We start from the raw sequence: 13,475 nt of genomic DNA on the forward strand, positions 1-13,475 counted from the left end.
CCTGCCGCTGATCGAGGCGCCCCACCGCGGTCCGAACCTGACCGCGCAGGTCGACGGCGGGAAGTTGATTTCGTTCGACGAAGTCGCGCAACGCTTCACACACCGCTCGTCGGCGAGGACATGCCATGAGCCGGGCGATGCGTCGGGCGATTCCGGCTGGGGCGCGACGGTCGAGGCCAACCGGCCGGTCACGCTCGGCTTCACATATGCGCACTGCGACAGCCTCGATGTGTCCGTCGGAAAAGCGGTCGGTGATGCGCCGGTGGAGAGCGCATCGCACAGTCCGCGCATCAACGCGAGGTTCTGCTACCAGCTGAATTGACACGCTTCAGAAGTGCCGCGAGCGGATTAGAAGCTCCACTATCAAACGACGCATGCACTTTCGCGTATTCTGCGCCGACGATGCAAACGGCACACCGCTGGCACCGTTGCGCATCGCGAGGGCTAGTACCGAACATCCGACCACGATGCCCATAACGCCGCGCGACCATGATCGCGCTGTCTCATATCAAGGAGGAAGGCAATGACGCAATTGACTCGACGTGCCGGCGCGCTTGCGCTGCGCACCGCCCGTCACGCCGCGCTCGCCGGCGCCCTGCTCGCCAGCGCCGTGACCGCGATGGCGCAGACCAATACACCGATCGGCACGTGGCAAACCATCGACGATCACACGGGCCAGCCGAAGGCGCTCGTGCAGATCACTCAAGACGGCAATGGCGAACTGAACGGCAAGGTTATCAAGGGTCTCGGCGCGAACGACCAGCCGGATCGCCGTTGCACCGAATGCACCGACGCGCGCAAGGATCAACCGGTCCTCGGCATGACCATCATCAACAGCATGAAGAAGGATGGCGACGCATGGGATCACGGCCAGATTCTCGATCCTGAAAACGGCAAGGTCTACAAATGCAAGATGCATCTCGAGGACGGCGGCAACAAGCTCGTGGTGCGTGGCTACATTGGGGTCGCGCTGCTTGGCCGCTCGCAAACGTGGATACGGCAGCAATGAGGGTCGACGTGCGGCGCATGCGTGGCGCCTGGCACGTCGCCTGAATGTGCGCATGATGCTGCAACGATGCGCCCTCTGCGCCAGGAGGTGCAACATAAAAAACGGCCGGCGATCAAGAATCGCGCGGCCGTTTTCATTGGGGCAAGCTGTTTGCGATGCTCATGCTGCCTGCTTGAGCGGTGCAGCGTAAGCGATCGGCGACGCCGGCACCGACGTGGCCGGTACCGGATTGTATCCGGCGGCCGGAACACGAAACGCCGCGGGCACGCGCTTGGACGCGGCGCGCTTGTGCTGCACGCTCGCGTGCGTGCGCATACGCGCTTCCATCAATCTGCAGAAATCTTCGCTCGCGGTGTCGAGCAGTTGCTCCGTGACGTGCTTGAGCACGCCCGATTCGTACCACGACTTGAAGCGGCGATGACAGGTCTGATATGACGGGTAGCGGCGCGGCATTTTGGACCAGGCGGCGCCGCTATACATGACCCAAAGCACGCCGTTGAGCACCGAGCGGGTATCGGCAAGTGGACGGCCACGCATTTCGGTACGCGGCCGGAGTTCGGGCAGCAGTGGCGCAACGCGCTGCCATTCTTCATCGGTGATTTCGCGATACGGGTTCATGCTTCCTCCTTTGTCAGAACAACGACAAAAGATAGCCAGTCATCCGTGCGCGGAATATCAGACCACTCCGAAACCTGAAAATGTGTCGTGCGCGGTAGCTCAGGTTAGGGACGTGTCGACGATCCGGCGCGGCGTGTCGAGATACTCCTTCGACTGCATCTCGACGATGCGCGACACCGTACGCGTGAATTCATTAGCCATCGGACCGTCGACGTACAACTGCTCCGGCGGCACCGCAGCCGACATCAACAGCTTGACCTTGTGGTCGTAGAACACGTCGATGAGCCACGTGAAGCGGCGCGCTTCCGACGCCATGCGCACCGACATCTGCGGCACGTCCGACAGGATCACCGCGTGAAAGCGGGTCGCGAGTTCGAGGTAGTCGTTCTGCGAGCGCGGGCCACCGCACAGCGTCGCGAAGTCGAACCAGACCACGCCGTCCGCGCGGCGCAGCGCCTTCAGCTCGCGCTTCTCGATATGCAGCAGCGGGCTTTCGTCGGGCACCGCGGCGAGGCGCGCGAAGGCGTCGCGCAGCGCCTTGCCGGCGGCGGCGTCCAGTGGCGTGTGATAGACCTCCACCTGCGCGAGCGTGCGCTGGCGATAATCGATCCCCGCGTCGACGTTGATCACGTCGAGCTTCTGCTTGATCAGTTCGATCGCGGGCAGCATGCGGTCGCGATGCAGGCCGTCGGGGTACAGCGTGTCGGGCGCGTAGTTTGACGTCATCACGAACTGCACGCCGTTCTCGAACAGCTTGTCGAGCAGGCGATACAGGATCATCGCGTCGGCGATATCCGACACGTGGAATTCGTCGAAACAGATCAGCCGATAGCGCTTCGCAATGCGCCGCGCGAGTTCGTCGAGCGGATCGGCCCGGCCTTTGAGTTCTTCGAGTTCGCGATGCACTTCGCGCATGAACTCGTGGAAGTGCAGACGGGTTTTGCGATGCAACGGCGCGATCATGTAGAAGCTGTCCATCAGGAAGCTCTTGCCGCGGCCCACGCCGCCCCACATGTACACGCCACGCGGCAGATCGGGGTGAATGATCAGCTTCCTGAACGCGTTCGAGCGGCGCGACTTGTATGCGACCCACTCTTCATAGCACCGCTGCAGGCGGTCGACCGCCGCGCGCTGCGCCGGATCGGATTGATAACCGCGCGTCTGCAGTTCTTTTTCGTAGTATTCGGTGACGTTCATCGTGTTGCTGCAAAAAGAAAGGCGGGAGGGATTGAACCCCGCCCGCCTTTGGTGATGCCAAGGTTGCGTTTCGGTCAGGCGTGCGTGCTTACATGTTCAGCGCGCGCTTGTCGACGGCGAGTGCCGCTTCGCGCATGACTTCCGACAGCGACGGGTGCGGATGGCAAATACGGCCGATGTCTTCCGACGCCGCCTTGAACTCCATCGCCACCACTGCTTCCGCGATCAGGTCCGATGCGTTCGCCGAGATGATGTGCACGCCGAGCAGTTCGTCGGTCTTCGCGTCGGCGATCATCTTGACGAATCCGTCCGCCTTGTTGATGCCGAGCGCGCGGCCGTTAGCCATGAACGGGAACTGGCCGGTCTTGATCTCGCGGCCTTCCGCCTTCAGTTGCTGCTCCGTCTTGCCGACCCATGCGATTTCCGGTTCGGTGTAGATCACCCACGGAATGCAGTTGTAGTCGATGTGCGGCTTCTGACCGTCGATCACTTCGGCAACCAGCACGCCTTCGTCCTCAGCCTTGTGCGCGAGCATCGGGCCACGCACCACGTCGCCGATCGCGTACACGTTCGGCACGGCCGTCGCGCAGTGGTCGTCCACGTCGATGAAGCCGCGCTCGTTGGCCTTCAGGCCGATCGCTTCGAGGCCGAGGTTGTCGGTGTTCGGCACGCGGCCGACCGACACGACCAGGCGGTCGGCTTCGAGCGTCTGCGCGTTGCCGTCCTTGTCCGTGTAGGCGATCGTCACGCCGTTCGCGCTCGTCTTCACTTCGCCGACCTTCACGCCGACGTGGATGTCGAGACCTTGCTTCTTGAACTGCTTGGCCGCTTCCTTCGACAGCGCCTGGTCAGCCACGCCGAGGAATTCCGGCAGCGCTTCGAGCACGGTCACGTCCGCGCCGAGGCGGCGCCACACCGAGCCGAGTTCCAGACCGATCACGCCTGCGCCGATCACGGCGAGCTTCTTCGGTGCCGTGTCGAACGAGAGTGCGCCTTCGTTGTCGGCGATCAGCTTGTTGTCGACCGGAATGCCCGGCAGATGACGCGCCTTCGAACCCGTTGCGATGATCACGTTCTTCGCCGTGACGACTTCGCTGCTTGCACCATCTTCGCCTTCGCCGCTCACTTCGATCTGCACGCCGGCGTCCGTCTTGCCGGTGAACTTGCCATGGCCCTTGAGCCACGTGATCTTGTTCTTGCGGAACAGGAATTCGATGCCCTTGGTCATCTTCTCGACGATGCCGTCCTTGCGGCCCATCATCTTCGAGATATCGACCGAAACGTTTTCCACCGAGATGCCGTGGTCGGCAAGGTGATGCGACGCGTTCTCGAACTCTTCCGACGAAGCGAGCAGCGCCTTCGACGGAATGCAGCCGACGTTCAGGCAGGTGCCGCCGAGCTTCAGCGTGCCGGCCGGGTTCTTCCACTTTTCGATACATGCGACGGTCTTGCCGAGCTGCGCTGCGCGAATGGCGGCGATATAACCGCCTGGGCCCGCGCCGATCACGACGACGTCAAATTCTTTGGACATGACAATCCCTTTGATGGCGGAACGGCGCCGGGCCACTCGAGGTGGCGCGCGCCGTTCCTGTACTGCGGAATGCTAAAGACGTGCTACGGATGACGCCGGCCCGCGCAAACCACGGGCCGGCGTCGGTGGAACGTGCGCTTAGAGGTCGAGCAGCAGGCGAGCCGGATCTTCCAGCGCATCCTTCATCGCGACCAGCGACAGCACTGCTTCGCGGCCGTCGATGATACGGTGGTCGTACGACAGCGCGAGGTAGTTCATCGGGCGGATCACGATCTGGCCGTTTTCGACCACTGCGCGTTCCTTGGTGGCGTGCACGCCGAGAATCGCGGACTGCGGCGGATTGATGATCGGGGTGGACAGCATCGAGCCGAACACGCCGCCGTTCGAGATCGAGAACGTACCGCCGGTCATTTCTTCGATGGACAGCTTGCCGTCCTTCGCCTTCTGGCCAAATTCGGCGATCTTCTTCTCGATGTCGGCGAGGCTCAGCTGATCTGCATTGCGCAGGATCGGCACCACCAGACCGCGCGGCGAACCGACAGCGATACCGATGTCGAAGTAGCCGTGATAGACGATGTCGTTACCGTCGATCGACGCGTTCACGAGCGGGAACTTCTTCAGCGCGTGAACAGCCGCCTTCACGAAGAACGACATGAAGCCGAGCTTCACGCCGTGTTCCTTCTCGAACTTGTCCTTGTACTTGTTGCGCAGTTCCATGACCGGCGCCATGTTCACTTCGTTGAACGTCGTGAGGATGGCGTTGGTTTGCTGCGACTCGAGCAGACGCTCGGCGATACGAGCACGCAGACGCGACATCGGCACGCGCTGTTCCGGACGGTCCTTCAGCCATTGATCGGCCGATGCCGGGGCCTTGACGTCCGGCAGCGACGGCTTCGCAGCCTTCGGTGCGGCAGCCGGAGCCGGTGCGGCCTTGGCAGCCGGAGCAGCCTGGCCGGCGACGAGCACGTCGCCCTTCGTGATACGGCCGTCGCGGCCGGTGCCGGCGACGTCGCCCGCAGCCAGACCCTTCTCTGCCATCAGCTTGCCGGCAGCCGGCGAAGCAGCGGTGTTCGACCCCGTCGCGACAGCGGCCTGAGCCGCCGGTGCGGGAGCCGCGGCAGCGACCGGAGCCGGCTTCACTTCGGCTTCGACAGCGGCGGCGCCTGCGGTGCCTTCCGTGTCGATCTTCGCGATCACCTGCTCAGCCGTGACCGTGTCGCCGTCGTTCGAAATGACTTGCGCGAGCACGCCTGCTGCCGGTGCCGGCACTTCGAGCACGACCTTGTCGGTCTCGATTTCGATGAGGATTTCGTCCTGAGCGACAGCCTCGCCCGGCTTCTTCTTCCACTGCAGCATGGTCGCTTCCGAGACCGACTCGGAGAGCTGGGGAACCTTGACTTCAACAATAGCCATTATGAGTATCCTGAATACGTATCGGGTGACGGCGCTTCTTCACGACCGCCTGCGAACCGTGAACGCCGCGCCTGAACCTCATGGGAAACGTTCGGCGCGGCGCGGGAAAGCGCACTGCGCTTTCCCGGCTCGTCTGTTTCTTTATTTAGCGATCGACGCGCTCTTGAGACGGCCGAAAGCGCCTTCGATCAGCGCCTTCTGCTGCTCGTAGTGCTTCGCGTAGTAGCCGACTGCCGGCGAAGCCGAAGCCGGACGGCCGCTGTACGCCAGCTTCTGCCCTTCCTTCATGCCTTCCTTCAGATGGTGCTCGATGTAGAACCACGGGCCCTGATTCTGCGGCTCGTCCTGCACCCACACCACTTCGGTTGCGTTGTCGTACTTCTTCATTTCCGCTTCGAACTGCTTGTGCGCGAACGGATAGAGCTGTTCGATACGGATGATAGCGACGTCGTTCACCTTCGCTTCGCGGCGATGCGCGACCAGGTCGTAGTACACGCGGCCCGAGCAGGCCAGCACGCGCTTGACCTTCTTCGCGTCGATGGTTTCGTCCACTTCGCCGATGACCGGCTGGAACGAACCCTTCGCGAGTTCCGACAGATCCGACACGGCTTCCTTGTGACGCAGCAACGACTTCGGCGTCGCGACGATCAGCGGCTTGCGGAACAGGCGGATCATCTGGCGACGCAGCAGGTGGAAGACCTGCGCCGGCGTGGTCGGCTGAACGACCTGCATGTTGTGGTCTGCGCACAGTTGCAGGAAACGCTCGATACGCGCCGACGAGTGCTCCGGACCCTGGCCTTCGTAGCCGTGCGGCAGCAGCATGGTCAGGCCCGATACGCGGCCCCACTTCACTTCGCCCGACGAGATGAACTGGTCGATCACGACTTGCGCGCCATTCACGAAGTCGCCGAACTGCGCTTCCCACGCGACGAACGTGTTCGGTTCAGCGGTCGAGTAACCGTATTCGAAGCCGAGCACCGCTTCTTCCGACAGCACCGAGTCGATCACCGTGAACTTCGCCTGACCTTCGGCGATGTTCTGCAGCGGCACGTAGGTGCCGTCGTTCCAGCGCTCGCGGTTCTGGTCGTGCAGCACTGCGTGACGGTGCGTGAACGTGCCGCGGCCCGAATCCTGACCGGTCAGGCGCACGGCATAACCGGATGCGACCAGCGATGCGAACGCGAGGTGCTCGCCCATGCCCCAGTCGAGCTTCGCTTCGCCGCGGCCCATGGCGCGACGGTCGTTGATCACGCGCTCGACGAGCGGGTGAACCTTGAAGTTTTCCGGAATCGTGGTGATGCGTTCGGCGAGGCGCTTCAGTTCCGCGAGCGGCACGGCCGTGTCGGCCGCGTCGGTCCACTTGCGGTTCAGGAACGGCACCCAGTCCACCGCGTACTTGCTCTTGTAGTTCGAGAGCACCGGATCGACCGTGTGGTGGCCCTCGTCCATCGCCCTGCGATAAGCCTTGACGAATTCCTCGCCATCCTCGGCCTTGATGACGCCCTGCTGAACGAGCTTTTCAGCGTACAACGCACGCGTGCCGGGGTGCTTCGAAATCGTCTTGTACATCAGCGGCTGCGTGACCGCCGGGGTGTCCTGCTCGTTGTGGCCCAGCTTGCGGAAGCAGACGATGTCGACGACGACGTCCTTGTGGAACTGCATGCGGAAGTCGATCGCCATCTGGGTGGCCAGCACGACCGCTTCGGGATCGTCACCGTTCACGTGCAGCACCGGCGCTTCGATCATCTTGACGACGTCCGAGCAGTACAACGTGGAGCGCGAGTCGCGCGGGTCCGACGTCGTGAAGCCGATCTGGTTGTTGATGACGATGTGCAGCGTGCCGTGCGTGCCGTAACCGCGCGTTTGCGCGAGGTTCAGCGTTTCCATCACGACGCCCTGGCCGGCGAAAGCCGCGTCGCCGTGGATCTGCACCGGCAGCACCTGAACGCCGTTTTCGTCGCCGCGACGGTCCATACGCGCCTTCGCCGAGCCCTCGACCACCGGGTTGACGATTTCGAGGTGCGACGGGTTGAACGCGAGTGACAGGTGAACCGGGCCGCCTTCCGTCGCGACGTCCGACGAGAAGCCCTTGTGGTACTTCACGTCGCCAGCCGGCAGATCATCGACGTGCTTGCCTTCGAATTCGGCGAACAGGTCTGCCGGCATCTTGCCGAGCGTATTGACCAGCACGTTCAAACGGCCACGGTGTGCCATCGCGATGACGATTTCCTGAACGCCGCGCAGACCGCCGTGACGCACGACTTCGTCCATCGCCGCGATGAAGCTCTCGCCGCCTTCGAGCGAGAAGCGCTTCTGGCCGACGTACTTGGTGTGCAGGAAACGCTCGAGGCCTTCGGCGGCCGTCAGGCGATTCAGGATGTGCTTCTTCTTGTCGTTGTTGAAGCTCGGCGTCGAACGGATCGATTCGAGGCGTTCCTTCCACCAGCGCTTCTGCTCCGGATCGCTGATGTACATGTACTCGGCGCCGATCGTGCCGCAGTACGTGTCGCGCAGGGCTTTGACGATCTCGCGCAGCGTCGCGCGCTCGAACCCGAAGTACAGATTCGTTGCGCTGAACTCCTGGTCCATGTCGGCTTCGGTGAAGTCGTAGAACGCGGGTTCAAGTTCGGGGATCGCGGGACGCTCGCGGCGCTTCAGAGGATCGAGATTGGCCCATTGCGAGCCGAGGAAGCGATATGCGCCGATGAGGGACTGGACGTAAACCTGTTTGCGGGCGGTTGCGAGATCTTCGCCGCCGGTCGTTGCGCGCGGCAGGAAGGCATTGGCCTTGGCGCGCTGGGCAAACGATTCGACGATCGGGCCGTGGGCCACGTCGTTGGCGTTGCTGCCGTCCGATGCGGGCACGTTCTGCAACGCATCGAAATAGCTGCGCCAGGTCTCGGGCACTGACGCCGGATTATCGAGATACGCTTCGTACATTTCTTCAACGTACGGAGCATTGCCGCCGAACAGATAAGAGTTCGACTGGAATTGCTTCATCATTTTTACGCTCACCTTTCTTCGAGTTTCTCGAGAAATAGCGGGTTACCGAACCTTCCGCGACACGGCCTGACCGTTTAGCGGATTGCGCGAATCAAGTCTTGCTTGGAAGGACCTAAAACTTTGCACCCGGGAGCATAGCACAGAACGAATAGCCCAGATAGCGAACGGCACAGGCGCAAAGCCTGTGATGGCGGGCGTTTCGCGGGCGACGGGGTGCCTTTTCCAGCGCGCAACAGTGTTCTGTGAGAAATGAAGGCGAACGGCGCAATGGGTGTCTACATGTGTGCCGCCCCGGAAAGTGGCAGGCATGATGCAGCGCCAAACGTTTTGATGCGCCAAAAACAAGGAAGCCACCCGAAGGTGGCTTCCGCTTCCTGCTATCCAGACGGATATTCGAGTCCGGCTTATTCGCCGGCAACCTTGTTGCGGCTCGCGCTGCGGCGCTCGTGTTCCTTCAGGTAGCGCTTGCGCAGACGGATCGACTTTGGCGTGACTTCGACCAGCTCGTCGTCGTCGATGAACTCGACCGCGTATTCGAGCGACAGCTGAACCGGCGGCACGAGACGCACGGCTTCGTCGGTGCCAGACGCGCGCACGTTGGTAAGCTGCTTGCCCTTGATCGGGTTCACGACGAGATCGTTGTCGCGGCTGTGGATGCCGATGATCATGCCTTCATACAGCGCTTCTCCCGGCGCCACGAACATGCGGCCGCGGTCCTGCAGCTTCCACAATGCGTATGCGACTGCCGCGCCGTCGTCCTGCGAGATCAGCACGCCGTTGCGACGTTCGCCGACCGCGCCTTCCTTGACCGGCTGGTAAGAATCGAACGTGTGGCTCATCAGACCCGTACCGCGCGTGAGTGTGAGGAATTCCGACTGGAAGCCGATCAGACCACGCGCCGAAATACGGTACTCGAGACGCGTGCGGCCACGGCCGTCCGATGCCATGTCGAGCATTTCGCCCTTGCGGCGGCCAAGTTCTTCCATCACCCCGCCCTGGTGGGGGTCTTCCATGTCGACGGTCAGATTTTCGTACGGCTCGTGCTTCTCGCCGTCGATTTCCTGCATCACGACGCGCGGACGCGACACGGCCAGCTCGTAGCCTTCGCGGCGCATGTTTTCGACCAGAATGGTCAGGTGCAGCTCACCGCGGCCGGCCACTTCGAACGTCGTTTCGTCGCCGGTATCGCGCACGCGCAGCGCGACGTTGTGATTCAGTTCCTTCATCAGGCGGTCGCGAATCTGGCGGCTCGTGACGAACTTGCCTTCACGGCCCGCGAGCGGCGAGGAGTTGACGAGGAAGTTCATCGTCAGCGTGGGTTCGTCGACGGTGATCATCGGCAGCGCTTCCGGCTGTTCCGGCGAGCAGATCGTCACGCCGATGCCCACTTCCTCGATACCGTTGATCAGCACGATGTCGCCCGCCTCGGCCGAGTCGACCTGCACGCGATCGAGACCCTTGAACGACAGCACCTGGTTGATCTTGCGATTGAGGATTTCGCCTTCCGGGCCCGACCGCACCGCGACGGCCATGCCCGGCTTGATGCGGCCGCGCGTGATACGGCCAATGCCGATACGACCAACGTACGACGAGTAGTCGAGCGACGTGATTTGCAGTTGCAGCGGACCTTCCGGGTCGGCCGGGCGCACCGGCACGTGCTGCAGGATTGCCTCGAACAAAGGACGCATGTCGCCGTCGCGTACATCAGGCGTGAGACCCGCGTAGCCGTTCAGGCCCGATGCGTAGACGATCGGAAAGTCGAGCTGCTCTTCGCTGGCGCCGAGCTTGTCGAACAGGTCGAAGGTCTGGTTGATCACCCAGTCGATCCGCGCGCCCGGACGGTCGACCTTGTTGACCACGACGATCGGCTTCAAACCCAGTGCGAGCGCCTTCTTCGTGACGAAGCGGGTTTGCGGCATCGGGCCTTCCACCGCGTCGACGAGCAGCAGCACCGAGTCGACCATCGACAGCACGCGCTCCACTTCGCCGCCGAAGTCGGCGTGCCCCGGCGTGTCGACGATATTGATGTGCGTGCCCTCGTACTCCACCGCGCAGTTCTTCGACAGGATCGTGATGCCGCGCTCTTTTTCGATGTCGTTCGAGTCCATGACGCGCTCGGCGATCTGCTGGTTCTCGCGGAACGTGGCGGTCTGACGGAGGAGCTGGTCGACGAGCGTGGTCTTGCCGTGGTCGACGTGAGCAATGATGGCGATGTTGCGTAGGGCGCGGGTCATAGGAAACCTGAAGACGGTTGAGTGCGCCGCTTGCTTATGCTGCTGGTTGAGGAGCCAAACCACGACAACAAGCCCAAAGCGCACTTTTGGGAACCCGAAATTATAGCACGCACGGATGATCCTTTTCTGGTATTCCCCGATAGACCGTCCGCTCCCCGCGCCTGCGCGAGTTGCGCGAATCGCACCTTGCCCCGCCCTACGTCATTCCGTACGGTTTGTTGCTTGAGCGCGAAATAATCCTTGCCTAAGCTGTATTAACGCTTGTCGCGTCAATCAACAGCCAGCTATACTAATGCCTAGTCAACCATTGCATTCGCACGAGAATCATGACGGAGCCGTCCAACGAATCCACGCCGGATCTCAGCGAGTACCAGCTCGGCGAAAGTGTCGGCTATCTCATCTCGCGGGTGAAATCGACCCTATCAAACCTGATCACGCAGCGCAGCATGGCCGAACTCGGCATCACCAGCCAGCAAGGCAGCATCCTGTTCATGGTGGCGAGCGGCAAATGCCTGCTCGCGGCTGAGTTGGCGCGTGAATACGGTATCGACGCAAGCGCCGTCACGCGCCTGATCGATCGGCTCGAGAAGCGCGGCCTGCTCACGCGGGTGCGCAGTAACGAAGACCGGCGCGTCGTGCGCCTCGCGTTGACGCCGGAAGGCCATGCGATCGCGGCTCGCATGCCGGCCATTTTCAATGGCGTGCTCGATAACCTGCTGAACGGGTTCACCCCGGAAGAAGTGGGCTTCCTGAAGAGCATGCTGCGTCGCGTGCTCGTTAATTCCGGCGAACACACGGGACTTTCCCGCGACGCCGCAAGCCATCCCGATAGCAAATCGTAATAGCTTGCTTGCTGCGTCCATCAATACATTCCACTCAAAGAAGAGTCGAGCGATGAAATCCCTTTCCCTGTCCGCGCCCGCGCTGTCGAGCCGCGCCGCAGTCGCCGCCGCGGTGACGGCGCTCGCCCTCACGGGGTGCGCGAACTACTTCGGCGTCAAAAGCGACAAGCAGATCGCGTCGCCGACGCAGTACGAGTCGACGCAGAGTCTGCCCAACGAGGGCGGGCAGTGGCCATCGTTCGACTGGGCCAACCAGTTCGGCGACCCGCAACTGCCGAAGCTGATCGCGGAAGCGCTCGAGGGCAGCCCGTCGATCGCCCAGGCGCAAGCGCGGCTCGCAAAGGCTTCGTCGTATATCGAAAGCTCGCGCGCAGCGCTGTTCCCGAAGGTCAGCGCGAGCTATTCGTGGACCCGCGAGCTGTACTCGGCAAACTCCCTTTACCCGCCTCCGTTCGGCGGCACCTGGTATAGCGAGAACAACGTGCTCGCGAGCGCGTCGTGGGATCTCGACCTGTGGGGCAAGAACCGTCAGCGGCTCGGCCAGGCCGTGTCGCAGCAGAAAGCCGCCGAGGCCGATATGCAGCAGGCGCGCGTGACGCTCGCCGCGTCGGTCGCGAGCACCTACAACCAGCTCTCGCAGCTGTATGCGTTCCGCGACATCGCCGCGCGTGAAATCGCGAACCGCCAGGACGTCGGCCGTATCACGAATGACCGCGTGACGGCCGGCCTCGACACCAACGTCGAGAAGCAGACCGCCGCCGGCAACGTCGCGACGAGCCAGTCGAACCTGACCGACCTCGACGGCCAGATCACCGTCGTGCGCTACCAGTTGGGCGCGCTGCTCGGCAAAGGCCCGGACCGTGGCCTGCAGATCGACAAGCCGGTGCTCACCGGCGGCGACATGGTCGCTCTGCCGGACAACATCCCGGCCGACCTCGTGGCGCGTCGCGCGGACATCGTCGCCGCGCGCTGGCAGGTCGAAGCCGCGATGCATGACGTGAAGGAAGCGAAAGCCGAGTTCTACCCGGACGTGAATCTCGCGGCCGGCTTCGGCTTCGACGCGTTCGGCTGGGGCCGTTTCCTGACCGCGTCGAGCCGTCAGATCCAGTTCGGCCCGGCGATCCATCTGCCGATCTTCGACGCCGGCGCGTTGCGCGCGCAGTTGAAGGGCCGCTACGCCGACTTCGAGGGCGACGTCGCGAACTACAACCAGACGCTGATCAACGCGCTGCAGGACGTCTCGACGCAGGTGTCGTCGATCCGCTCGATCGACCGCCAGGAGGGTGACGCCCAGCGCGCGCTCGACGCGTCGAGCAAGGCGTACCAGCTCGCCGTGATCCGCTACAAGGCCGGCCTGTCGCCGCAGCTGCAGGTGCTCACCGCCGACGAAAACCGCCTTGCCGCCGAGCAGACGGTCACGGGCCTGCAGATGCGCCGCCGTAGTCTGCAGATCGGTCTGATCAAGGCGCTGGGCGGCGGCTTCGACGCAACCCAGACCGGTCTCGTCGTGCCGACCGATGCTCCCGCATCGGCCAACGCCACGAACCACGCCGCGAGCCACGCCACGAGCACCGCCGCGAACTGAGCGAGCCCGCCCGCGCCGACGCACACGCATACACACGAACACC

General features: G+C 63.0%; 9 protein-coding genes and 1 pseudogene. 4 read left to right on the plus strand and 6 right to left on the minus strand.

Going from position 1 to position 13,475, the window contains the following annotated elements; genetic code table 11:
• Positions 1-34: 34 nt before the first annotated feature.
• Both HDG37_RS02815 and HDG37_RS02820 read left to right on the plus strand, forming a co-directional pair.
• Positions 35-322: pseudogene (locus tag HDG37_RS02815) on the plus strand (ShlB/FhaC/HecB family hemolysin secretion/activation protein); the annotation flags it as partial.
• Positions 323-523: 201 nt separating this feature from the next.
• Complete coding sequence (locus tag HDG37_RS02820; RefSeq protein WP_184044105.1) at positions 524-1,009, plus strand: DUF2147 domain-containing protein; 486 nt, start codon at positions 524-526, stop codon at positions 1,007-1,009.
• Positions 1,010-1,168: 159 nt separating this feature from the next.
• Here HDG37_RS02820 and HDG37_RS02825 read toward each other — a convergent pair whose 3' ends face one another.
• The 6 genes from HDG37_RS02825 to typA form a co-directional block, all read right to left on the minus strand.
• Positions 1,169-1,627, minus strand: coding sequence for a transposase (locus HDG37_RS02825; protein ID WP_184044107.1), 459 nt, complete (start codon positions 1,625-1,627; stop codon positions 1,169-1,171).
• 99 nt (positions 1,628-1,726) lie between these two features.
• Entirely contained in the window at positions 1,727-2,824 is a 1,098-nt protein-coding gene (gene zapE / locus HDG37_RS02830) for a cell division protein ZapE (RefSeq protein ID WP_184044109.1), read from the minus strand.
• A gap of 88 nt (positions 2,825-2,912) precedes the next feature.
• Complete coding sequence (lpdA, locus tag HDG37_RS02835; protein ID WP_090804138.1) at positions 2,913-4,355, minus strand: dihydrolipoyl dehydrogenase; 1,443 nt, start codon at positions 4,353-4,355, stop codon at positions 2,913-2,915.
• 138 nt (positions 4,356-4,493) lie between these two features.
• Positions 4,494-5,768: a 2-oxoglutarate dehydrogenase complex dihydrolipoyllysine-residue succinyltransferase gene (gene odhB, locus HDG37_RS02840; RefSeq protein ID WP_184029896.1), complete on the minus strand. Its 1,275-nt coding sequence runs from the start codon at positions 5,766-5,768 to the stop codon at positions 4,494-4,496.
• Positions 5,769-5,909: 141 nt separating this feature from the next.
• Positions 5,910-8,771, minus strand: a complete 2,862-nt coding sequence (locus HDG37_RS02845; protein ID WP_184044111.1) for a 2-oxoglutarate dehydrogenase E1 component — start codon at positions 8,769-8,771, stop codon at positions 5,910-5,912.
• Between the two features lie 404 nt (positions 8,772-9,175).
• Positions 9,176-11,005, minus strand: coding sequence for a translational GTPase TypA (gene typA, locus HDG37_RS02850; protein ID WP_090804133.1), 1,830 nt, complete (start codon positions 11,003-11,005; stop codon positions 9,176-9,178).
• 326 nt (positions 11,006-11,331) lie between these two features.
• Here typA and HDG37_RS02855 point away from each other — a divergent pair, with 326 nt between their 5' ends.
• Both HDG37_RS02855 and HDG37_RS02860 read left to right on the plus strand, forming a co-directional pair.
• Complete coding sequence (locus tag HDG37_RS02855) at positions 11,332-11,847, plus strand: MarR family winged helix-turn-helix transcriptional regulator (protein WP_184029907.1); 516 nt, start codon at positions 11,332-11,334, stop codon at positions 11,845-11,847.
• 52 nt (positions 11,848-11,899) lie between these two features.
• A complete protein-coding gene (locus HDG37_RS02860; protein ID WP_184044113.1) occupies positions 11,900-13,432 on the plus strand; it encodes an efflux transporter outer membrane subunit in 1,533 nt (510 codons plus the stop codon).
• Positions 13,433-13,475 lie beyond the last annotated feature (43 nt).

The sequence above is a fragment of the Paraburkholderia sp. MM5384-R2 genome (genome assembly GCF_014201025.1).
In the GTDB taxonomy this organism is placed as follows: domain Bacteria; phylum Pseudomonadota; class Gammaproteobacteria; order Burkholderiales; family Burkholderiaceae; genus Paraburkholderia; species Paraburkholderia tuberum.

Coding starts and splice junctions, on each gene's coding strand:
- HDG37_RS02820 (WP_184044105.1), top strand. CDS start 524: ATGACGCAATTGACTCGACGTGCCGGCGCGCTTGCGCTGCGCACCGCC.
- HDG37_RS02825 (WP_184044107.1), bottom strand. CDS start 1,627: ATGAACCCGTATCGCGAAATCACCGATGAAGAATGGCAGCGCGTTGCG.
- zapE (WP_184044109.1), bottom strand. CDS start 2,824: ATGAACGTCACCGAATACTACGAAAAAGAACTGCAGACGCGCGGTTAT.
- lpdA (WP_090804138.1), bottom strand. CDS start 4,355: ATGTCCAAAGAATTTGACGTCGTCGTGATCGGCGCGGGCCCAGGCGGT.
- odhB (WP_184029896.1), bottom strand. CDS start 5,768: ATGGCTATTGTTGAAGTCAAGGTTCCCCAGCTCTCCGAGTCGGTCTCG.
- HDG37_RS02845 (WP_184044111.1), bottom strand. CDS start 8,771: ATGATGAAGCAATTCCAGTCGAACTCTTATCTGTTCGGCGGCAATGCT.
- typA (WP_090804133.1), bottom strand. CDS start 11,005: ATGACCCGCGCCCTACGCAACATCGCCATCATTGCTCACGTCGACCAC.
- HDG37_RS02855 (WP_184029907.1), top strand. CDS start 11,332: ATGACGGAGCCGTCCAACGAATCCACGCCGGATCTCAGCGAGTACCAG.
- HDG37_RS02860 (WP_184044113.1), top strand. CDS start 11,900: ATGAAATCCCTTTCCCTGTCCGCGCCCGCGCTGTCGAGCCGCGCCGCA.